Origin of the sequence: Jeongeupia sp. HS-3 (assembly GCF_015140455.1) — a bacterium.
Classification (GTDB): Bacteria; Pseudomonadota; Gammaproteobacteria; order Burkholderiales; family Chitinibacteraceae; genus Jeongeupia.
Genome location: NZ_AP024094.1, coordinates 694144 through 715602 on the forward strand (window position 1 = coordinate 694144; position 21459 = coordinate 715602).

A 21459-nucleotide genomic window follows, 5' to 3' on the forward strand; every position below is an offset into this window, starting at 1 on the left:
ACGCGTAGTACCATCACGGCATCACCTTCATTACCACTGCGCCATGCCCGTACAAGACGATGCCTCGACCAAGGTCAGGCTGGATAAATGGCTCTGGGCCGCCCGCTTTTTCAAGACACGCTCGCTGGCGACCGACGCGATCGACGCCGGCCACGTGCATTTGAACGGCGACCGCGCCAAGCCGGCGCGCACCGTCAAGATCGGCGACCGTTTGCGTATCCTTACCGCCCATGGCGAGTTTGGCGTCGTCGTTGCGCAGTTGGCGGATCGGCGCGGCCCGGCCGAGGTGGCGCGGGCGCTGTACGAGGAAACACCCGAAAGCGAGGCCAGGCGGCTGCAACAGGCGCAGGAGCGCACCCTGGAGCCCAATTTCGAACATCCGCTTTCCAAAGGCCGGCCAACCAAGAAGTGGCGCCGCCAGCTCCACGATTTCTCCCGCAAGCAGCAAGGTTGAAGCCCATGTCCTTCGATGCGCCTAGTAGTGCTGGGCCGATTTACCTGTTGTGCCGCAATGTGGCGTATGCGAACGATATTGTTCATCAATTGTCGCTGTTCGGCCTGCGGTGTATCGCTTTTGCCCGCGCAAGCGCCGTGCTGGCGGCGATTCACGGTGACCCGCCGTTGGCGGTGTTGGTGGATGAAACGGGGTGCGAGGACATGACCTTGCCGCAGATCCTGCCAATGATCGTGCGTCTGCACGATGGCCCGATGGTCTATTTGTCGCAGCCGATGCCGGCGCAGGAGCAGATCGAGCTGGCACGTGCCGGCGTCAGCGACTTCCTGCCCAAACCCTTCGATAGTCATCGGCTTATCGACCAGATCGACCGGATGCTCGAAGCACAATCACCGCAACAGGCACGGGTATTGATCGTCGACGATTCGGACATGCTGACCCACTGGGCCAGCAATGTGCTGACCATGGCCGGCATGCGCGTGCGCAGCGTCAAGAATCCGCTCAAGGTGCCGCAGTTGATCGCGCTGGAGAAGCCCGAACTGATCCTGCTGGACATGTACATGCCCGAATGCACCGGCGACGAGCTGGCGCGGGTGCTGCGGCAGAATCCGGCGTTCGACGGTATTCCCATCGTTTTCCTGTCGAGCGAAACCCAGCGTGGCCGGCAGTTGTCGGCGCGGCGCATGGGCGGCGACGATTTCCTCGTCAAGAACAACGACCCGGACGAGCTGATCGACATCGTCACCATGATGGTCGACCGCTATCGCCGGCTGCGCGAGTTGATGAGTCGCGATAGCCTGACCCGGCTACTGAACCACACACATCTGATCGAACGGCTGCTGCAGGAAGTTGCCCGCGCGCACGAAACGGTGCGGCCGCTGGCTTTCGCGATGATCGATATCGATCATTTCAAATCGGTCAATGATCAGCACGGCCATGCGGTCGGTGACCGGGTGATCAAGAGCTTGGCGCGTTTGCTGCGACAGGCCTTTCCCGGCGCCGATCTGGTCGGTCGTTACGGCGGCGAGGAGTTCGCCATCGTGTTTCCCGATACGTCGCTGCTGCGTGCGGCGCAACAGGTCGATGTGCTGCGTGAGCGCTTTGGCGAGTTTCGCCATGCCAGCGCCAACGGTGAGTCCATGGCGATTTCGTTCAGCGCCGGCGTCGCCCAGTTAATTAACGGCATGCACGCCGAACAATTGATCGAAACCGCCGACGCCGCGCTTTATCAGGCCAAGGCCGCCGGCCGCAATCAGGTCGGCCTTGCCCGCTGACCCGGAACAAACAGGACGTTCATGCCGCACTATCGCATCCAGCCGGCCGATCTCGCCGCACACTATTTCGATGTCACGCTCACCATCGCCGAGCCGGATCCGGCCGGGCAGATGGTCTGGTTGCCGGTGTGGATACCCGGCAGCTATCTGGTGCGCGAATTCGCCCGCAATATCACCGACATCGCCGCCAGCTCACACGGTGAGCCGGTGGCGCTGACCAAGCTCGACAAGCATCGTTGGCAGGCCGCGCCGGTCAGCCGCGCGCTGACGTTGACGTATCGGGTCTATGCGTTCGATTTGTCGGTCCGTGGCGCCTATCTGGACGACGTACGCGGTTTCTTCAATGGCACCAGCGTGTTTCTGGCCGTCGCCGGGCAGGAACAGCAAGCGTGCGAGGTCGAGATCGTCGCGCCGCGTGGCAAGGCGGCGGCAGGCTGGCGGCTTGCGACCACGCTGCCGGCAGTCAAAACCAAAGACGATGGCTTTGGCCGCTACCGCGCCGGTGACTACGACGAGCTGATCGATCATCCAGTCGAGCTGGGCGAGTTTGATCGGGATGCATTCAAGGCCTGCGGCGTGCCGCACGAGATCGTGATCGCCGGCCGGCATCGCACCGATTTCAAGCGTTTGAAAAAAGACCTGAAAAAGATCTGCGAGGCGCAAATCCGTTTGTTCGGCGAGCCGGCGCCGTTCGACCGCTACCTGTTCATGACGGTGGCGACCGGCGATGGTTACGGCGGGCTTGAACACCGCGCCTCCACGGCGCTGATCACCGCGCGCAACGACCTGCCGCTGGCGCACGAGACCGATCGCAAGACCGGCTACATCCAGTACCTTGGCCTGTGCAGTCACGAATATTTTCATAGCTGGAACGTCAAGCGCATCAAGCCGGCCGCGTATGCACCCTACGATCTGAGCGGCGAAAACTACTCGCGCTTGCTGTGGGCATTTGAAGGCATTACCTCGTATTACGACGACCTGATGCTGCTGCGTGCCGGCATCATCACCCCGCAGCAATACCTCGACCTGCTGGCACAAACGCTGACCGGGGTCGAACGCACGCCGGGGCGTAAACGGCAGACGCTGGAAGAAGCCAGCCTCGACGCTTGGGTCAAATACTATCGCCAGGACGAGAACAGCCCGAACGTGCTGGTCAGTTATTACACCAAGGGCGCGCTGGCGGCGCTGTGCCTGGATCTGACCATCCGCAAACATTCCGGCGGTGCCAAGAGCCTCGACGATGTGATGCGGGTGCTGTGGCAGCGTTTCGGCCGCGATTTCGAGCACGAAGGGCGCGGCGTCGGTGAAGCCGAGTGGGAAGCGGTGGCCAGCGAAGTCGCCGGCATCGACCTCAAGGCCTTCTTCGATCTGGCGCTACGCTCGACCGAAGAACTGCCGGTGGCCGAATTGCTGGGCGAGTTTGGCGTCGAGGTACAACAGCGCCCGCCCTTGGGCGGTGGCGACAAGGGGGGATGGCGCGATGGCACTATCACTCCCGGGGTCAGTATCGGTGCACGCGTGGGCGCCGATCCGGTTGGCATACGGCTGGCACAGGTATTCGATGGCGGCGCAGCACAGCTTGCGGGCTTGTCCGCCGGCGATGTGCTGATCGCGCTGGACGGATTGAGGGTGACGGCCGCCAATCGGGATACCGTTCTGGCGGCTTATCCGGCCGGTAGCAAAGTGGCGCTACATGCGTTTCGCCGCGACGAGTTGATCGAACGAACGCTGCAGCTGCAGGCCGCGAGTAGCGATACCTGGGGGCTCAGGTTGCGGGAGCAGGCGGAAAATGGTCGTCGTTTATCCTGGTTGATGGTTTGAGTTAAGTTTTTGGTAAGTTATCGGGGTGTCGTGTAAATTGAGAAAGTGAATCAACACGGACCACAGAATGCGCGTTCCCCGACCCGAACCTGGCTGGTTTTTCAGTCTTCGCAGCCGGATGCTGCTGGTTTTTCTGCTGATCAATCTGATCATTACCGGCTGCTGTGCTGCCTATGTCTATCAGCTTAAGGCGTCTGCGATCAGGGCGGAGGCCGATGGGCGTCTGCGTGCCGCCGCCGCCGCAGCAGAGCGCTTGTTGCCGGAGAGTCTGGTCTCGCACGATGCGCTGTTCATCGACGACGAACCCAGTGACCCGGTGCAATCGCAATTTGCGCTGACGCGGTATTGCCGCATCGCTGGCCTGAGTGGGCTGGCTTTCTACGCTTTCGACGGCGATCGGCCGCAGTTGGTCGCAGGCGCCCTGGTCAACCTCGCAACCCCTCTCGATGTGTCGGCGGATGTGCTCCGCACAACGCTTGCGAGTGGTGAAGTCTATGCGACCGAAGTCCGCATTCAAGACCGTTCGGCGCGCATCCTTTTTCTGCCCGGGCCGCCCAATAGCGCGCGGCGTTACGTGATCGCGGCGATGATCGATGGGGATTCCTACTCCGCCGCGCTCCAAAAGGCTCGGCTGCAATCGTTTGGCATCGGCGGGCTGGTTTTCCTGTTCGGGCTCTTGTTGTCGTACTTGCTCGCCTGGCGCACCGCGGGGCCGATTACCGCGATGCTGGGGGCGGTGCGGCGCATGCGCGAGGGTGATTACACCATCCGGCTGACTCCGCGCGGCCGTGGCGAGCTTGGCGAGCTGGCGCGCAACTTCAATGCCATGAGCGAAGCCGTCGCGGAACGCGAACGGCTGATCATGCAGCAGGCGTTTGAAGACAGTCTGACCGGCTTGCCCAACCGGGTACGCATGCTTGACTTGATGCAGGCGCGCATTGATGAATCGGCGTCGCCTTTTGTCGTGCTGCTCCTCGACATCAACCAGTTCAAATACGTCAACCATTACCTTGGCTACCAGACCGGCGATGCCATGCTGATCGCGCTGGCAAGACGGCTTGCCGGTTTGATGCACCAGCAAGGCGAGCTGTGCGCGCGCCTGCCAGGGGATGAGTTTGCCTTGCTGTTTCCAGGGGCCAGACTCAGCGCCTTGCCGCAATTACTGGGGCTCCTTGATGGCGCGCTGGTGGATCCGGTCATCGTCGGCGGGCAGCGGCTTGATCTGGGGGTGGGGATCGGTGTTGCGGCCTACCCGGATCATGGTGAAACCGCCGAGCTGCTGTTGCACCACGCCGAAGTCGCCATGTATCTGGCGAAGCGGGATCATTCGGCCTATGCGATCTATTGTCCCGAAACCGAGGCTCGCCGACGCAATCACACCGCTTTGCTCGCCGATATGCGGGGCGCAATTGACGAGGGTCAGTTCAGAATGCACTACCAGCCCAAAGCGCTATTGCGCGATGGAACGGTCAAGAAAGCCGAGGCGCTGATACGCTGGGCGCATCCGGAACGCGGCTGGATCGCGCCGGACGAGTTCATCCCGTTTGCCGAGCAAACCGGCAAGTTGCGGGCGATTACGCATTGGGTGATCGCCGAGGTGGTGGCGCAGATCGTTCGCTGGAATGAAGCCGGTTTGTCGTTTTGCATTTCGGTGAATGTTGGCATGAGCGACGTCGAAGACGATTCCTTCGTGAGTTTTGTCGATCGTACCTTGCGCCAGCACGGCATTCAGCCGCTGCAACTGTGCCTGGAAATCACCGAAACCGGCATGATGCGCCGGCCGCAGCAATTGCTCTACAACCTCGATCGTTTGCGCCAGCTTGGCGTGCTGCTGTCGATTGACGATTTCGGTAACGGTTATTCTTCTTTCGGTTATCTGGCGCAGATGCCGGTGCATGAGCTGAAGATCGATCGCACCTTCATCGACCAGCTGGAACACAATTTCGAGAATATCTCTATCGTGCGTTCGATCATCGAGCTGGGTCATATCCTTGGGCTTGACGTCGTTGCCGAGGGCGTTGAAACCTCCGTCATCTGGCAGGCGCTGGCGGTGATGGGCTGCGACGAAGCTCAGGGTTATCTGATTGCCCGTCCGATGCCGGCTGATGAGCTGGTGCGCTGGATGGAAACCGGCTTTGCCCTGCCACAAACGCCGCCGAACATGGCGAGCGTGCTGGTTCCGTGAGCAGCACGACGGATCGGCACGCTTGTGCGGCCTTTTGTTTCGTCTGGATTAAATAGGTCTAGACGTCACAACCTCGTAATACGCGCTGCCTAGAATCCGCTGCGATTTCCCTCCCTCTAGATCGCACAAGGATCGCAGCCATGAAATCCCTGAACCGCCTCGTATTCGGTCTTGCCTGCGCATTTGCCGGCTCCGCCTTCGCCGATACCACGTTGACCGTTTACACCGCACTCGAAGCCGATCAGCTCAAGGCTTATCAGCAAAAGTTCGAAGAAGAAAATCCCGGCATCAAGATCAAGTGGGTGCGTGATTCGACCGGCATCATCACCGCCAAGCTGCTGGCCGAAAAAGCCAACCCGCAAGCCGACGTCGTGATGGGCGTCGCTGCGTCGTCGCTGCTGGTGCTGGAGAAGGAAGGCATGTTGCAGGGCTACTCGCCCAAGGGTGTCGAGAAGCTCTCCAAGGCCTATGTCGACTCGGCCAACCCGCCTGCGTGGGTCGGCATGGACGTGTGGGGCGCGACGATCTGTTTCAACACCGTCGAAGCCGCCAAGCAAGGCATCAAGAAGCCGGAAAGCTGGAAAGACCTGACCCGCCCCGAGTACAAGGGCAAGATCGTGATGCCGAATCCGGCGTCGAGCGGCACCGGCTATTTCGACGTCTCGGCCTGGCTCAAGGTCTTCGGCGAGAAGGACGGCTGGGCCTATATGGACAAGCTGCACGACAACATCGCCCAGTACACGCATTCGGGCTCCAAGCCGTGCAAACAGGCTGCGGCGGGTGAATTCCCGATCGGTATCTCGTTCGAATACCGCGCCGCCAAGCTCAAGGAGGGCGGTGCACCGATTGATCTGGTGTTCCCGAAGGAAGGTCTGGGCTGGGACGTCGAAGCCACGGCGATCATGAAGGGCACCAAGAATGTCGATGCGGCGAAGAAGCTGGCCGACTGGTCGGCATCGCGCTCGGCCAACGAGCTGTACGAGAAGAACTTCGCCATCGTCGCGATGCCGGGGATTGCCAAGCCGAACGCGCATATTCCGGCCAATTACGAGCAGCTGCTGATCAAGCAGGATCTGAAGTGGTCGGCGCTCAACCGCGACAAGATCCTGGCCGAGTGGACCAAGCGTTACGACGCCAAGTCCGAGCCGAAAAAATAAGCCGGATCGTATCCATAAACAGCCCCGCATTGCGGGGCTGTTTGCATTGATCGACGGTCATCCGCATCGAGCAAAATTCGTCTAGACGTCATGGGCGCGTAATACAGCCCGTCTAGAGTGGCCCCCGGTTTGAACGAAATGGAAACATCATGGTTCTCGACTGGTCGGGGCTGGAAAAGCTGCTGCAATACGGCGCGGTTTCGCTGTACGGCGGCGAAGCGGTCAATCAGCTGGAGCACGCGCTGCAAAGTGCCGAATGTGCCGAGCGCGATGGTGCCTCAAACGCGCTGATCACTGCGGCGCTGCTGCACGATGTCGGCCACTTGCTGGCCGGGCAGGGCGATGACGACGTCGCCAATGGCATCGACGATCAGCACGAACAGCTTGGCGTCGCTGCGCTTAAAACCTTGTTTGCCGACGATGTGCTGGCGCCGATTGCGCTGCATGTCAGCGCCAAACGTTACCTGTGCGCGGTCGACCCGGGCTATTTCGAAGCGCTATCGGCTGCGTCGCGCGCGTCGCTGGTTTTGCAAGGCGATGTGATGAACGAGGTCGAAGTCGAACGCTTTTCCCGCAATCCGCACGCCGCCGCTGCGGTGGCGCTGCGCCGCTGGGACGACGAAGCCAAGGTGGTCGGCAAGCCGACGCCGACGCTGACCCACTACCTTGGCATTGCCCAGCGCGTTCAGCGCGTGGCGGCTGGAGAACTGCAATGAATCGGGATTGGCAACAGGCCGCGACCGTTACGGTCGACGCGCTCCGGGTTGAACGCGTCGGCAAGCGCTTCGGTGCATTTACCGCGTTGGACGGCGTTTCGCTGTCGGTGAAAAAAGGCGAATTCCTTTGCCTGCTCGGGCCTTCTGGCTGCGGCAAGACCACGCTGTTGCGCATCATCGCCGGCCTGGAAAGCCTGAGCGAAGGCGCGCTGTATATGGATGATCAGGGCAGGGGCGAGCGCGATGTGAGCCGGCTGGCCGCGGCGCAGCGCGATTACGGCATCGTGTTCCAGAGCTACGCCTTGTTCCCGAACCTGACCGTGGCGCAGAACATCGCCTACGGCCTCAAGGGGCGGCGCGAAGACAAGGTGCTTCGCGTCACCGAACTGCTGGCGCAGATTGGCCTGCCCGGCATCGAGGGCAAATACCCGGCGCAGCTCTCCGGTGGCCAGCAGCAGCGCGTCGCGCTGGCGCGGGCGCTGGCGACGAGCCCATCCTTGCTGCTGCTCGACGAGCCGCTGTCGGCGCTCGACGCCCGCGTGCGCGAACACCTGCGCCGCGAGATCAAATCGCTGCAACAAAAGCTCGGCGTCACCACGATCATGGTCACGCACGATCAGGAAGAAGCGCTGACGATGGCCGACCGCGTGGTGGTGATGAACCACGGCGTGATCGAGCAAATCGGCACGCCGGAGGAAATCTATACGCGACCGGCGAGCCGTTTTGTCGCCGATTTTGTCGGCCAATCCAACTGGTTCAACGCGGTGTCGGCCGGGATTGGCCAGGTCTTGCTTGGCGATGCACTGCTCGGTGCCACGGTGACGCCGCCGCGGCCCGATGGTTACGCGGTCGAATTGTTCATCCGCCCCGAGGACGTGCAGCTGCACGCCAACTGGGGGCCGGCCGAAGCGCGGGTTGCCAATACGGCGCTGGCGCACGTGCGCAAGATCGAGCTGCTCGGCGGCCTGTACCGCGTGGGGCTGTCGGTGCCGGGCTGGGGCAATCTGCAGGTCGTCGCCGATGTTAGTCGTGGCGAGTTCGAGCGGCTGAATCTGTCGCTGGAGCGCATGGTGCCGGTTTCCTTGCCGGCGACGCGCTTGCGTGCCTTTGCGGATACGCGCACCGGAGCCGCGACATGATCGCGCTGCGCATGCGGGAGCGCATCGCCGACGATCGCAGCCAGCACGTCGCCGGCGCGGTGACATGGCTGTTGGCGCTTGGCCTGGTGGTGTTTCTGGCGCTGCCGCTGGCGGCGATTCTCGGCAAGGCGCTGACCGGCGACGACGGCCGCTACGCCGGGCTGGCGCAGTTTGTCGCCATTGCCGGCGGCGAGCGCTTCTGGAGCGCGGTCTCGAACAGTTTTGCCGTTTCCCTGACCACGACCGCGATCGTGCTGCCGCTGGCCTATGTGTTCGCCGCCGCGCTCACCCGCACCTGCATGCCGGGTAAGCCGCTGTTTCGCGCGCTGGCACTGATTCCGCTGCTCGCACCGTCGCTGCTACCCGGTATCGCGCTGGTTTACCTGTTCGGCAATCAGGGCATGCTGAAAAGCTGGTTTCCCGATGGCAGCATCTACGGCTTCTGGGGCATCGTCATCGCCGAGGCGTTTTTTACTTTTCCGCATGCGCTGATGATCCTGGTCACCGCCTTGTCGGTCGCCGATGCGCGACTGTACGAAGCGGCGACGGCGCTTGGCGCAGGCCGAATCCGCCGCTTTCTGACCGTCACGCTGCCGGCGGCGCGCTACGGGCTGATCTCGTCGGCGCTGGTTGTGTTCACCTTGGTGATCGTCGACTTCGGCGCGCCTAAGGTGATCGGCGGCCAGTACAACGTGCTCGCGGTCGAAGCGTACAAGCAGGTGATCGGCCAGCAGAACTTCCCCAAGGGCGCGGTGATCGGCGTGCTGCTGCTGCTGCCGGCGGTGCTCAGTTTCGTCATCGACCATCTGCTGCAAAAGCGCCAGCGTGCACTGCTGACGGCGCGTGCCCAGCCGCTGGTGGCAAGGCCGCAACGCTGGGTCGATCTGCTTAGCCTGGTGACGTGCGTGCTGATCGGCGGCGCGCTGCTCGCCATCCTCGGCACGGCGATCGCCGCAGCCTTCATCAAGCAATGGCCGTACAACCTGGCGCCGACGCTGGCGCATTTCGATTTCGACAATATGGACGGCGGGGGCTGGGCGGCGTTTTTCAACAGCCTCAAGCTCGCACTGGCGACCGCCGTGTGCGGCACCTTCACGGTCTTTGGCGGGGCCTACCTGGCCGAGAAGATGAGCGTCGCCCCGGTGGCGCGGCAACTGCTGAAAATGCTCGCCATCGTGCCGATGGCGGTGCCGGGCCTGGTGCTGGGCCTCGGCTACATTTTCTTCTTCAACGATCCGGGCAATCCGCTGCACTTCCTCTATGGCAGCCTGACCGCGCTGGTGATCTGCTCGGTGGTGCACTTCTATACCACCGCTCACCTGACCGCGACCACGGCACTGAAGCAGCTCGACGGCGAATTCGAAGCCGTGGCCGCCTCGCTCAAGGTGCCGTTCTGGATCACGTTCTGGCGCGTCACGCTGCCGGTGTGCCTGCCGGCGATGCTCGATATCGCCCGCTATTTCTTCGTTTCGGCGATGACGACGGTGTCGGCGGTGATCTTCCTTTACACGCCCGATACCGTACTGGCATCGGTCGCGGTGCTGAATATGGACGACGCCGGCGACACCGCCGCCGCCGCCGCGATGGCGACGCTGATCGTGCTGGCATCGGCGAGCGTCTGCCTGGTGTTCAGCCTTGCATCGTGGGGGCTGGGCAGAAAAACCCAGGCGTGGCGTACGCGTTGAATGATGGGGCCGTTCCGGGGCATGCTCCGGTTTTTTTGAAGTAGAAAATTCGTCTAGATGAATGTGAGACCAGCGATGAGAGAAGCTATACTGTTAACCCCGGGGCCGTTGACGACCAGTCTGGCGACCAAAACCGCGATGCTGACCGACTGGGGCTCGTGGGACGATAGTTTCAACGCGCTGACCGCCCGCGTCTGCGCCGATCTGGTGAACATCGTTCACGGCGGCGATACCCACGTCTGCGTGCCGCTGCAAGGCTCGGGCACGTTCGCGGTCGAGGCGGCGATCGGCAATCTGGTGCCCAGGAACGGCAAGCTGCTGGTGCTGGTCAACGGCGCTTATGGTCGCCGGCTGGCGCGCATCGCCGAGATGATCGGACGTCCGTTTGCCATCTACGAAGCCGCCGACGATACGCCGCCGAATCCGGCAGAAGTCGCCGCGAGGCTGGCGGCCGACCCGGCGATCAGCCACGTTGGCGTGATTCACTGTGAAACCAGCACCGGCATCCTCAACCCGCTGGCCGAGATCGCCGACGTGGTGGCACGGGCAGGGCGCAGGCTGATCGTCGACTCGATGAGTGCCTACGGTGCGCTGCCGATCGACGCGCGCGAAATCGCTTTCGATGCGCTGATCGCATCGAGCAATAAATGCCTCGAAGGCGTGCCCGGCATGGGCTTCATCATTGTCGACCGCGATGCACTGCTTGAATCGGCCGGCAACAGCCATTCGCTGGCGATGGATCTGGTCGACCAGTATCTGTATCTGCAAAAAACCGGCCAGTGGCGCTTCACCCCGCCGACCCACGTGGTCGCCGCGCTCGCCGCCGCGCTGGATCAATACCACCTTGAAGGTGGCCAGCCGGCACGGCTGGCACGCTACAGCGCCAATTGCCGGTCGCTGATCTCCGGCATGGGCCGGCTGGGGCTGAAGCTGTTTCTGGAGCCATCGCTGCAGGCACCGATCATCGTCACCTTCCACGCGCCGAATCACCCCGATTACGACTTCAAGCGTTTTTACGAAGCGGTGCGCGCACGCGGTTTCGTGCTCTATCCGGGCAAGCTCACCGCGGTTGAAACCTTCCGTGTCGGTTGCATCGGCGCGATCGACAGCGCCGAAATCGGCCAGGCCGTCGGCGTGGTCGCCGATGCGCTGGCCGAACTCGGCTGGACTCATTAACTCTTCGAGATCAAGGATAAAACCATGAACTACCGTTATTCCCGCCGCTACGCCGGCAAGCTGCAAGCGGTGATTTTCGACTGGGCCGGCACCGTGGTCGATTTCGGCTCGTTCGCACCGACGCAGGTGCTGATCGACGCGCTCGGTGGTTTCGGCGTCGAAATCCACATGGCCGAAGCACGGGTGCCGATGGGCCTCGCCAAGTGGGATCACATCCGCGCGCTCGGCGACATGCCGCAAGTGGCGGCGCGCTGGCAGGCGAAGTATGGCCGCGCCATGAGCGATGGCGATGTCGACGCCGTGTACGAAGCCTTTATGCCGCTGCAAGTGGCCAAGGTCGGCCAGTACTCGCAGATGATCCCCGGCGCGCTCGACGCGATTGCCGCGCTGCGTGCGCAGGGCATCAGGATCGGCTCGTGCTCGGGTTATCCGCGCGTGGTGATGGATACGCTGGTCGCGATCGCCGCCGATCGTGGTTATTCGCCCGATTGCGCCATCGCCACCGACGATCTGGCCGCCGGCGGCCGTCCGGGGCCGTGGATGGCGCTGGAAAATGTCATTCGTCTCGGCGTCGGCGACGTCGCCGCGTGCGTCAAGGTCGACGACACCGTGCCCGGCATTGCCGAGGGACTGGCGGCCGGGATGTGGACGGTCGGGTTGTCGGCATCGGGCAATGAAGTCGGGCTGACGCATGAAGAGTGGGTGGCGTTGTCGCCAATCGAGCAAGCCAAGCGGCGAGCACCGGCGGTCGAAAAACTCTATGCCGCCGGCGCGCATTTCGTCGTCGACAGCATCGCCGATCTGCCCGGTGTGATCGCCGAGATCAACGCGCGGCTGGCCAAGGGCGAACGCCCATGAACCGACGCTGCGATATCGCCATCGTCGGCGCCGGTATCGTCGGCTTGGCGCATGCGCTGGCGGCGGCGAAACGCGGCTACAAGGTGACGGTGTTCGAGCGTGATGCTCAGCCACTGGGTGCGTCGATCCGCAACTTTGGCCTCGGCCTGGTACTCGGGCAAACAGAGGGCGAGATGCACGCGCTGGCGCAGGCCAGCCGCGATATCTGGCTCGACGTGTTGCCCAGGGCCGTCTGCTGGCACAAGGCGCAGGGTAGCGTCACCGTGGCGCGCAACGCGGTCGAACAGGCAGTGCTGGAGGAATTTCAGGCGCTGCGTGGCGAGGCCTACGGCACGCGGCTCCTGAGCTCGGCCGAGGTCGGCGCGTATGGCCTGCCGACCGATGGCGTTGCCGGTGCGATTCATAGCGGCGCTGAGATCGCTTTCGAGTCACGCGTGGCGATCCCGCGCCTTGTGGCCTGGTTGACCGAAACCTATGGCGTCGAGTTCGTTTTCGGTGCGCAGGTCAACGCCATCGACCTGCCGACGCTGACCACGAGCCGCGGCGTCTGGCACGCCGGGCGCGCGATCATTTGCGCCGGTCACGACTTCCAGACGCTGTTCCCCGCAGCCTACGCCGAGCCGCCGTTGCAGCGTTGCGCCTTGCAAATGCTGCGGGTCGCCAATCCGGGGCTCACGCTTGGCCCGGCGTTGATGACCGGCATGTCGACGCTGCGCTACGGCTCGTTCGCCGGGCTTGAATCGCTTGCCGCCTTGCGCCAACAGTTGGATGAGACCGACCCGATGCTCTTGGCCGAGGGTATTCATTTGATCGTTCAGCAGGTCGGCGAATCGGGCGAGTTGCTGATCGGCGATTCACACCGCTATGGCGAAGCGCCGGCGCCGTTCAATGCCGAGGCGATCGATGCGCGGCTGCTGCAGCTGGCCGAATCGCTGCTGGGCCGCAAGCTGACGGTGCTGGAGCGCTGGCAGGGCGTGTACGCCAGCGGCCCGGACGGGTATCTGCTCAAACAGCCGGCGCCGGGCATCACCACCGTGGCGATCACCTGCGGCATCGGCATGAGCGTGTCGTTCGGGCTGGCCGAGCGGGTGTTGAGTACCGCACTGGCGTAGATATGCAATGGCGGCGTGGGGGGGCAGATCCCAATACGCCGCCGCATGGCGGCTGGATATGTTCGCCGTGCGCCGGGCCCGGCTCCCGCGCCATGCGAGCCACGCATCACCAACCGGCATCGCTGTAAGTTGAGTACTTGCGATGCGCTGATTGCCGTCCATAACCGTTTCCAGCCCACGGGCCGTTTGAAGTCATGCCGTTGGCCGGGCACGCATCTTCGACTACGCAGTGACTTGACGATAAAACCTATCCTGATAAAGACTTATGTCAATATCGTGTCATCGTTGATGAGGGTAAGGCCATGCGCTGGTTTGCGCTTTTGCTGCTGAGTCTGGCTACGCTGGCGCAGTCGGCCGTGACACTGATGCCGCAAACGCAGATGCTCAATCCTGCACCAGCGGTAACGTATTTCGAAGATCGGGGCGGACTGCTGACGATCGATGAGGTGCGCCGGCAGCACCACGCGTTCAAGCCTCTGGCGTCGGCGACCCATGATCCGAATTTCGGCTATTCACACAGCGCGTACTGGCTGAAGCTGACACTGCGGCGCGATGCTGCGGCGCCGGCCAACTGGCTGCTGGAAATCGGCTATCCATCACTGGACCGGATTCTGGCGTACCCGCCGGACAAGGCCGCGCCGTTGCTGCTGGGCGATCGCCTGCCCTTTGCGCACCGGCCCATGGCCAACCGCAATTTCCTGATTCCGTTCAGCCTGCCGCCGGGCGAGTCCGAGTTTTATCTGCGTGTAACCTCCGAGGGCAATCTCACCGTGCCCCTGCGCGTGTGGCAGCCGGCGGCGTTCCAGCAGCACAACCAGGATGAATACGCGATGCTGGCCTTGTATTACGGCATGTTGCTGGCGTTGGCGCTCTACAACCTGCTGCTGTTTTTCTCGCTGCGCGAGCCGATTTACCTCGTTTATGTTGCCTTCGCCGCCAGCATGGCGGTGGGGCAGCTTTCGCTCAACGGCCTGGGCAACCAGTACCCATGGCCGGACTGGCCGCAATGGGGCAATGTCGCGCTGCCCAGTGGCTTTGCCGCCACCGGCTTTTTCGGCGCGTTGTTTACGCGCATGTTTCTGGATACCGGCAGGTTTTCGCCGAAAGCCGACCGGCTGATCGTCGTGTTGATGATCGGCTTTGGGCTCGCCGCGCTGGCGCCGGCGCTCTTGCCTTACCAGTGGGCTGCCGTCGTGACCTCGTTGCTCGGTGCTGCGTTCTCGCTGCTTGCGGTGGTTGTTGGCGTGCTGTGCTGGCGCCGCCGCCAGCCCGGGGCGCGCTATTTCCTGCTGGCGTGGAGTTTGCTGCTGGTTGGTGTGGCGATGATGGCGATGCGCAATCTGGCCTGGCTGCCGACCAATCCACTGACCAGCAATACCATGCAGATCGGTTCGGCACTGGAAATGCTGCTGCTGTCGTTCGCGCTGGCCGACCGGATTCAGGCGTCGCGCAAGCAGGCCGAGGCGGCGCAAACCGAGCTGCTGGCGACGCGCGAAATGGCGCTGCGCTCATCACGCGAAAGCGAACAGGTGCTTGAAGCCAAGGTCGCCGAGCGCACGCAGGCGCTGACCGACGCCAATGCCAGACTCGCGCTCAGCGAGGCGCAGCTGACCCGCTTGGCGCACCATGATGTGCTGACCGGGCTGCCGAACCGTTTGCTGCTGCACGACAGATTGAAAACCGCTTTGTCCCGTATCGGTCGCAATGGGGGCCGACTGGCCTTGCTGTTGATCGATGTCGACGGCTTCAAAGCGGTAAACGATTGCTACGGTCATGACGTTGGCGATCAGCTGCTCAAGGTCATTGCCGAGATATTGCAACAGCAGGTGCGTGCCAGCGATACCGTGGCTCGGCTGGGGGGCGACGAGTTCGTCGTGCTGCTGGAAAACGTCACAGAGCCCGACGATGCCGAACGCATCGCCATGCAGATCAACGAGGCGGTGCGCGGGGTGCATCATGCGGTGGGGATTAGCTTGGCGGTGAGTGCGAGCATCGGCATCGCGCTGCCAGCGGAGCGGAACGCCGAGGTCAGTGTGCTGATCCGTCAGGCCGATCAGGCGATGTACCGCGCCAAGGCCAAGGGGCGTGACGGCTGGTGTCTGGCTTAGCGGCCTACACGATCTTTCGGTGCGATCGCCGGGTGGCGTGCTGCCATCGGGATGCCACTGCTGCTTCATCCTGCCGTCGGTGATTGCGCGAGCGGGGACTTGGGCGGTTGCCGCTTACTGCAGGTCTTCCAGCAGCAGGGCGATTGCCGCGGCGAAATCGTCCGGATTGGCGTTGTTGCCGTACAGATGCAGGATGGCGCCGTGCAGCGTAAAGCGCAGCTTCAATAGCTCGGGCGGCAAACGCTCGCCGGGCATCAAGGTGAACAGGTGGGGCAGCCAATGCTGGAAACGCGGCAGCACGGCCGTGGCCAGCCGGGGGTCGTTCTGGCTGCCGATCCACAGCTCCATCAGCAGCACCAGCAGATTGCACTCGGGTGCTTGCTGCAGATATTCGAGCAGCAGCCGAAAGCGCTGCAGCGGCGTGTTGCCGCCGTGCTTGAGTACGCCGGCGAGCGTGCGCTCGAACAGCTGGTCGACCAGCGCCGGCAATAGATCGTATTTTCCCTGCGGGAAGTGGTGGCGCAAGGCGCCGCGCGTCAGGTCGACGTGCTCGCACAGTCGCGGTTCGCTGAGTCTGGCGTAGCCGTCGGCAAACAATAGCTCGACGGTGGCGTCGAGCAGCTTTTGCCGCGTTGCCAGCGGATCGTGGTCGTTCACCGTCTCAAGCCCGCGCTATTTGGCTGATGCGGTGCGCTGCGGATCGTTGCTGGCCTGATAGCCGCCACCGAGCGACGCGGTCAGCGCGATTTCGGTGTTGATCTGCTTGCTGCGCAACGCCAGCTGCTGGCCTTGTTCAAACAGCAGTGGCAGCCGGGCTTCCATCGCGGCGACGCGATCGGCCAGTCCGCGCTCATAGTGCGCGGCGGCGCTGTCGGCGGCGAAGGTCGTGGCCTTGAGCTTGGCGTTCTGGATCTCAGCCTGCTGCTGTAAACCCTGCAATTCGATTCCCGCCTGCGCCACTTCACGCACCGCATTGGTGACGGCGGCATTGTATTGCGCAATGGTTACGTCGCTATTGGCGCGCACGGTCTTGAGGTTGGCATTGAGCCGGCCGCTATCGAACAGCGGCAAGGTCAGCCCCGGTACCAGATTGATCTGTCGGCTCGATTTGTGCAGCAGATCGGCCAGATGCAAGGCATCAAGGCCCAGGAAGCCCTTGATGTCGAAGCTCGGGTAAAACGCGGCGCGGGCGGCATCGACGCCATCGAGTGACGCTTGCACATACCAGCGCATCGCCTGCAGATCAGGTCGGCGTGCAAGCAGATCGTACCCGAGCGAGGTGGGCATTTCGCCGGCGCTGGCCGGCAGCGGCGCCGGCTTGATCGTGAAGGCATCGCCGGATTTCGCACCGACGAGCATGCGCAGCGTTTCGCTCAGTACGCGCACCTTGTTGTCGGTGCCGGCGATTTGCTTGTCGAGCTCCAGCTTGTGGACACGAACCAGCTCGACCATGGTGCGCGATTCAAGGCCACGGTCGGCGCGCGCGGTATGCGCGGCGACCATTTCGGTTTCGATGGCGCTGGCTTGCCTGAGCAGGGCCAGCGTCGCGTTCAGCGCCTGGATGTCGTAATAGATTTGAGTGACTTGCGACGACAGCACCAGCTCGGCTTGGGCGGCTTCGGCCAGCTTGGCGTTCTGCACCCCGAGTGCCGCGTCGACTTGAGCGCGCTCCTTACCCCAGAAGTCGAAGCTGTAGCTGGCGACGATGCCGATCGTGCCTTCGGTGTACCACGGGCCGGTCAGCCCCAGTGCCGGGGCGTTTTGGGCGAACGGGCCGAGATAACCGTTTTCGGACACGCTTTGCCGGTTCAGCGACGCGGTGGCGCCGACCAGCAGGCCGGTGTTGGCATCGGCGAACGCGGCTTGCGCGCCGGCGGTATCGACGCGCGCCTTGGCGATCGTCATGCTCGGCGCGTCCTTGAGCGCCTGGGCAATCAGCGCATTCAGCTGGGCATCGTTGTAGCGCTGCCACCACTGCGCTTGTGGCCAGCCGTCGCGGGCGAGCTTGATGTCGTCGGCCAGGCGGATCTGCTGGGTATCGATTTGCGCCATCGGTGCGCTGTCGTTGCGGATCATCGCGCAGCCACTACCGAGCAGGGCGAGCGCGCAGGCGATCGGCAACAATACGGCGCGGCGGAGGAGGGGGGCGGTGTGTGTCATCGGGCTACCCTTGGTTCAGGCCGGGCTGGCGGCGAATTCGTCGGCTGCTTGAGCCAGCGTACTGGAGTGAAGCTGCGAGAGCCGCTGTGCCACGGCGTGAACGGCCTCCATCAGCTCGGTGTGCGGTGTAGCGTGGCGCGCCAGCGCGGTATCGAACGCCGCGACGGCTGCGGGCATCGGGCTGGCCGGGCTGGGCGCATGCTGCTCGAATGCGCTCGCCAGGCTTTGCAACCGTTCCGCCGCAGCATCGGCGACCGCGGTGCCGAGGCGGTGCAGTTCGCCGTCCGGTTCGTCATCGTGGCTGAGTGCCGTTTGCAGCCGGTTCACGGCAAACAGCGCTTGCCGAACCTCGACAAACCAGCCATGGGTGTCGGTGGTGAAATAGACCTGTACCCCCGGTTCGGCGGCGATGCGCGATTGCATTTCGCGGGTGCTGGCGAGCAACGACCATCCCTGAGTACGGGCTTTGGCGATATCGAGCCGGCTGGCGTTGACCGATGCCGCATCGCGCCCGGCCACGGCCAGAGCTGCGATGCTGCGCAACAGTTTGCCGAGCAAGGCGCGTAGCGCATCGCCCTCGCGCTCGGGCCAGATGAAGGTGTACACGACGTAGGAAACCAGAATCCCGACCAGAATCCCGATCAGGCGATCGCGAATTTCGGTCAGATCGGTGACTGGGCCGAAACCTTCGAGCAGCGCCAGCGCAAAGGCGAAGACGATCTGCAGGCCGGCGTAATTGCTGCGGGGCGAACCGGCCGCGACCCAGCTGCCGAGCGCAATGATCGGTAGCGACAGCATCAAGAGGCCGGTGATGCTGTCGATGTATGGGATCACGAACACCGTTGCCAGCAGTGTCAGCAGGCTGCCGACAAGACAACCGCCGATGCGCAGCAGCCCTTTCTGCGCCACCGCGCCAAGGCTGGGCAAGGCGACGATGATGCAGGTCAGCATGCTGGTGTGGATGCCCTGCCAGTGGGTCGCGGTGTAGAAAACGTAGCAGATCAGCGCGGCCAGCAGCGTTTTCAGCGCGAACTGCGGGTAAACGGGGTTGGTCCACGCATCGGCGACGATCAGCCCGCCCTTGTCGGCCGGTGCGGCCGGCAGTGGCGTATCGGCGAGTTCGGCCAGCGATTGCAGCGCATCGGCCATTTCCCTGAGCGTGCTGTCGTCGCTGGCGGGGAGCGGCGCATCAAGGCGGAAGGTCTGCTGATCGACAATCGCCTGGCGCAGCGCGCTGACGGCGGCACGCAAGGTGTCGACGTCGGTCAAGGACGTTGGTTGATGACTCAGGTGCACCGCCGCGGTGTGCAGGCGATCGACCGTGGTAATGCGCAGCTGATGTCGTGTTTTATCCCGCTGATAGGTCTTGTCGCCCATCGCCGCGAACGCCAGATGCCGGTGCAGCGACAGTACGCCGCGCTCGACCTTGGCGATATCGAACCGTGGCATTGCACTGCCGGTCTGGCAGGCGTCAAGTACGGCGACGACATCGTCGAGCTGGCGCGCCATTTCATCGCGCAGCATGACGCGTGAATCGGCCGGGCGCAGCAGTGCGTTGACCGCCATGGTGATGAATATCGGATAGATCGTCGCCACCCAGCTGTACAAGGTGACGCGGATCAGTAATTCCGGAATCTGGATTTCGTCGACAAAGCTTTGCGAGTAGATGATCAGCAGCGCGGTCAGGTAGCCGATGGCCCCGAGCTTACTGATCCGCATGAAGTACATCCCGGCGAATACGATGACACTGGCGCCGATGATGCGCAGCATCGGTGTGTCAAAGGTGTACTTGAGCAGCAGGATCGCCAGGCTGATGGCCAGCGTGCCACCGAGCATCAGCATGACGCCGGACAGCTTGGTCATCACCGTGTTGTCCTGCGCGGTGAAGAACACCATGATCAGCGACAGTGCCAGAAAAGGGATCTGCAGGCCCATCGAAATGACAATGATGATGGCGCTGCTGACCACGTAACGCAGCACCGCATCGCCGCGCCCGGGAAAGGGGGCTAGCTCGGTGCACAGTAGTTGCCACCATCGCGATGCGGTCGGGTGCTTCAGGGCGGTTTCGCTCATCGCCGCCGCCTCAGCGTGCGTCCTTGGCGGCCGGTGCGTCGCCGGTCAGCAGCGCCACCGCCGAGCCGCCGATGCGGAACAACGACGGATCAGGGTTTTCGACCAGGATGCGAACCGGGAAGCGCTGGGCGACGCGCACCCAGTTGATCGAGCGGGGTACGCGCGGCAGGCCGGCAATCTGCATCCCGCCGTCATCCGGAAAAACGCCGTAGCCGATCGATTCAACCTTGCCGTTGAAGCGCTTGCCGGTATTGCTCATCAGGTAAACCTGCGCCGGCGCACCCGTCTGGATGTGTTCCAGCTCGGTTTCGCGGAAGTTGGCGATCACATACCAGTGGCGCGTATCCGCAAGCGTGAAAATGGGGTGGCCGGCGGCGGCGAACTGGCCTGCTGAGGTGCGCAAGCCGATGACCCGGCCGTCGAACGGCGCAACGACGGTGGTATGGCCGAGGCTGAGTTCGGCCAGCGCGATTTCCGCATTCACCACGGTGCGCTTGGCGACCAGCGCATCGACGCCGCTGACCGCGGCGGTGGCGCTTTGCGCCTGCAGCAGCGCTGCCGACAACTGCGCCTGCGCCGCGCGCTGCGCCGAGCGGGCTTGATCGATCTGTTCGGCCGAAACATAGCCCTTGCCGAGCAGCGGCTCCATCCGGTTCAGCGTGTCGGTGGCTTGCTTGACGGCAACGCGTGCGCGTTCGGCATTGGCGCCGGCGGCATCCGAGCCGAGTTTCTGCGCGTTGACGCCGCGCTGGCTGAGGGCGATTTCCTGATCCAGCGCATCCAGCGATGCCTTGGCCTTGGTCAGCGTTTCTCGATAAGGGCGCGGGTCGATCTTGAGCAGCACGTCGCCCTTCTTTACCGCCTGGTTGTCCTTGACCAGCAGTTCGGTGATCACTCCGTTGACTTCCGGCGTCACGCTGATGGTATCGGCATAGGCGTAGGCGTCGTCGGTACGCGGCGCGGTATCGAGCCGCCAGATCACGTAAATCGCCAGCGCGATGGCGGCGACGACGAGAATGAGGGCGATCAGCTTGCCGGGGCGACGGTCGGTATTGTTGGTGGTCATCTCAATCACCCCGTGATCAGTGCTGGAAAAAGAGAAGCCATGCGGCGAGCGAGAACAGCACCGTCAGCGCGGTGTACACCAGTGCGGGCCAGCCGATGCGATTGCCCAAACCAGCCCGGCCGAGCAATGCGCGCACGATCAGCGTCAGCGCGATGCCTCCCGCAATGCAGAACATCCAGTCCGGAAAGAAAGCCCCGAGCACGTTGATCGAGGGGGCCCTGCTGCAGGCGCTCAACAAAACGCTTGCGGCAAGCGCGAGACCCGGTCTTTTCATGGAGCGATCCTTCGTGAAGGTGGTCGTGATGGCGAGGGTAGCAACGCGTGCATGACATTCAAATGTATCATACAGGTCTGTATGATATCGAATGCAATGAATGTTGCAATGGCCAACGATTACCGAGTGCTCGGACTTGGGCGGGCATTGCCGGTGCTTCAGGATAGGCGGGAGAGAAGCGATCAGCCGGGAGAAGACCCG

The 21459-nt window shown here is 63.2% G+C and carries 17 protein-coding genes; 12 read left to right on the forward strand and 5 right to left on the reverse strand.

Features of this window, described 5'->3' with window-relative positions; translation table 11 throughout:
* Positions 1-43: 43 nt before the first annotated feature.
* The 12 genes from JLC71_RS03240 (at position 44) to JLC71_RS03295 (ending at position 15685) form a co-directional block, all read left to right on the forward strand.
* Positions 44-454 carry an RNA-binding S4 domain-containing protein gene (locus tag JLC71_RS03240; protein ID WP_200917245.1) on the forward strand — a complete coding sequence of 137 codons (411 nt, stop codon included), beginning with the start codon at positions 44-46 and terminating at the stop codon, positions 452-454.
* Positions 455-459: 5 nt separating this feature from the next.
* Complete coding sequence (locus JLC71_RS03245; RefSeq protein ID WP_200917246.1) at positions 460-1728, forward strand: diguanylate cyclase; 1269 nt, start codon at positions 460-462, stop codon at positions 1726-1728.
* 21 nt (positions 1729-1749) lie between these two features.
* Positions 1750-3549 carry a M61 family metallopeptidase gene (locus JLC71_RS03250; protein WP_200917247.1) on the forward strand — a complete coding sequence of 600 codons (1800 nt, stop codon included), beginning with the start codon at positions 1750-1752 and terminating at the stop codon, positions 3547-3549.
* Positions 3550-3616: 67 nt separating this feature from the next.
* Complete coding sequence (locus tag JLC71_RS03255; RefSeq protein WP_200917248.1) at positions 3617-5734, forward strand: putative bifunctional diguanylate cyclase/phosphodiesterase; 2118 nt, start codon at positions 3617-3619, stop codon at positions 5732-5734.
* 140 nt (positions 5735-5874) lie between these two features.
* On the forward strand, positions 5875-6891 hold the full coding sequence (locus tag JLC71_RS03260; RefSeq protein ID WP_200917249.1) for a putative 2-aminoethylphosphonate ABC transporter substrate-binding protein: 1017 nt from the start codon (positions 5875-5877) through the stop codon (positions 6889-6891).
* 149 nt (positions 6892-7040) lie between these two features.
* Positions 7041-7607, forward strand: coding sequence for a phosphonate degradation HD-domain oxygenase (locus tag JLC71_RS03265; protein WP_200917250.1), 567 nt, complete (start codon positions 7041-7043; stop codon positions 7605-7607).
* Positions 7604-8746, forward strand: a complete 1143-nt coding sequence (locus JLC71_RS03270; protein WP_200917251.1) for a putative 2-aminoethylphosphonate ABC transporter ATP-binding protein — start codon at positions 7604-7606, stop codon at positions 8744-8746. The genes JLC71_RS03265 and JLC71_RS03270 overlap by 4 nt, the downstream gene beginning before the upstream one ends.
* On the forward strand, positions 8743-10431 hold the full coding sequence (locus JLC71_RS03275) for a putative 2-aminoethylphosphonate ABC transporter permease subunit (RefSeq protein WP_200917252.1): 1689 nt from the start codon (positions 8743-8745) through the stop codon (positions 10429-10431). Before JLC71_RS03270 ends, JLC71_RS03275 begins: the two co-directional genes overlap by 4 nt.
* 75 nt (positions 10432-10506) lie before the next feature.
* The gene (locus JLC71_RS03280; RefSeq protein ID WP_200917253.1) at positions 10507-11607 is read left to right on the forward strand and encodes a 2-aminoethylphosphonate--pyruvate transaminase; all 1101 of its coding nucleotides are present in this window, start codon (positions 10507-10509) and stop codon (positions 11605-11607) included.
* Positions 11608-11631: 24 nt separating this feature from the next.
* Positions 11632-12465, forward strand: a complete 834-nt coding sequence (gene phnX / locus JLC71_RS03285) for a phosphonoacetaldehyde hydrolase (protein ID WP_200917254.1) — start codon at positions 11632-11634, stop codon at positions 12463-12465.
* On the forward strand, positions 12462-13577 hold the full coding sequence (locus JLC71_RS03290) for a TIGR03364 family FAD-dependent oxidoreductase (RefSeq protein WP_200917255.1): 1116 nt from the start codon (positions 12462-12464) through the stop codon (positions 13575-13577). Before phnX ends, JLC71_RS03290 begins: the two co-directional genes overlap by 4 nt.
* A 302-nt stretch (positions 13578-13879) precedes the next feature.
* Entirely contained in the window at positions 13880-15685 is a 1806-nt protein-coding gene (locus JLC71_RS03295) for a diguanylate cyclase (protein ID WP_200917256.1), read from the forward strand.
* Between the two features lie 114 nt (positions 15686-15799).
* Here the strand turns inward: JLC71_RS03295 and JLC71_RS03300 are convergent, their stop codons facing one another.
* The 5 genes from JLC71_RS03300 to JLC71_RS03320 are packed head-to-tail and all read right to left on the reverse strand — an operon-like array spanning position 15800 to position 21258.
* On the reverse strand, positions 15800-16342 hold the full coding sequence (locus JLC71_RS03300) for a TetR/AcrR family transcriptional regulator (RefSeq protein ID WP_200917257.1): 543 nt from the start codon (positions 16340-16342) through the stop codon (positions 15800-15802).
* A gap of 15 nt (positions 16343-16357) precedes the next feature.
* Positions 16358-17845, reverse strand: coding sequence for an efflux transporter outer membrane subunit (locus JLC71_RS03305; protein WP_200917258.1), 1488 nt, complete (start codon positions 17843-17845; stop codon positions 16358-16360).
* A 15-nt stretch (positions 17846-17860) separates the two neighbouring features.
* A complete protein-coding gene (locus JLC71_RS03310; RefSeq protein ID WP_200917259.1) occupies positions 17861-19918 on the reverse strand; it encodes an FUSC family protein in 2058 nt (685 codons plus the stop codon).
* Between the two features lie 10 nt (positions 19919-19928).
* Positions 19929-20984 carry a multidrug transporter subunit MdtN gene (gene mdtN / locus JLC71_RS03315; protein ID WP_200917260.1) on the reverse strand — a complete coding sequence of 352 codons (1056 nt, stop codon included), beginning with the start codon at positions 20982-20984 and terminating at the stop codon, positions 19929-19931.
* Positions 20985-21000: 16 nt separating this feature from the next.
* Positions 21001-21258, reverse strand: a complete 258-nt coding sequence (locus tag JLC71_RS03320; RefSeq protein ID WP_200917261.1) for a YtcA family lipoprotein — start codon at positions 21256-21258, stop codon at positions 21001-21003.
* Positions 21259-21459: the final 201 nt, after the last annotated feature.

What these genes read in the sequence shown, in the direction of transcription:
- JLC71_RS03280 (WP_200917253.1), top strand. Translation starts at nt 10,507, where the DNA reads ATGAGAGAAGCTATACTGTTAACCCCGGGGCCGTTGACGACCAGTCTG.
- JLC71_RS03245 (WP_200917246.1), top strand. Translation starts at nt 460, where the DNA reads ATGTCCTTCGATGCGCCTAGTAGTGCTGGGCCGATTTACCTGTTGTGC.
- JLC71_RS03305 (WP_200917258.1), bottom strand. Translation starts at nt 17,845, where the DNA reads ATGACACACACCGCCCCCCTCCTCCGCCGCGCCGTATTGTTGCCGATC.
- JLC71_RS03265 (WP_200917250.1), top strand. Translation starts at nt 7,041, where the DNA reads ATGGTTCTCGACTGGTCGGGGCTGGAAAAGCTGCTGCAATACGGCGCG.
- mdtN (WP_200917260.1), bottom strand. Translation starts at nt 20,984, where the DNA reads ATGACCACCAACAATACCGACCGTCGCCCCGGCAAGCTGATCGCCCTC.
- JLC71_RS03290 (WP_200917255.1), top strand. Translation starts at nt 12,462, where the DNA reads ATGAACCGACGCTGCGATATCGCCATCGTCGGCGCCGGTATCGTCGGC.
- JLC71_RS03250 (WP_200917247.1), top strand. Translation starts at nt 1,750, where the DNA reads ATGCCGCACTATCGCATCCAGCCGGCCGATCTCGCCGCACACTATTTC.
- JLC71_RS03310 (WP_200917259.1), bottom strand. Translation starts at nt 19,918, where the DNA reads ATGAGCGAAACCGCCCTGAAGCACCCGACCGCATCGCGATGGTGGCAA.
- JLC71_RS03275 (WP_200917252.1), top strand. Translation starts at nt 8,743, where the DNA reads ATGATCGCGCTGCGCATGCGGGAGCGCATCGCCGACGATCGCAGCCAG.
- phnX (WP_200917254.1), top strand. Translation starts at nt 11,632, where the DNA reads ATGAACTACCGTTATTCCCGCCGCTACGCCGGCAAGCTGCAAGCGGTG.
- JLC71_RS03240 (WP_200917245.1), top strand. Translation starts at nt 44, where the DNA reads ATGCCCGTACAAGACGATGCCTCGACCAAGGTCAGGCTGGATAAATGG.
- JLC71_RS03255 (WP_200917248.1), top strand. Translation starts at nt 3,617, where the DNA reads ATGCGCGTTCCCCGACCCGAACCTGGCTGGTTTTTCAGTCTTCGCAGC.
- JLC71_RS03320 (WP_200917261.1), bottom strand. Translation starts at nt 21,258, where the DNA reads ATGAAAAGACCGGGTCTCGCGCTTGCCGCAAGCGTTTTGTTGAGCGCC.
- JLC71_RS03270 (WP_200917251.1), top strand. Translation starts at nt 7,604, where the DNA reads ATGAATCGGGATTGGCAACAGGCCGCGACCGTTACGGTCGACGCGCTC.
- JLC71_RS03260 (WP_200917249.1), top strand. Translation starts at nt 5,875, where the DNA reads ATGAAATCCCTGAACCGCCTCGTATTCGGTCTTGCCTGCGCATTTGCC.
- JLC71_RS03295 (WP_200917256.1), top strand. Translation starts at nt 13,880, where the DNA reads ATGCGCTGGTTTGCGCTTTTGCTGCTGAGTCTGGCTACGCTGGCGCAG.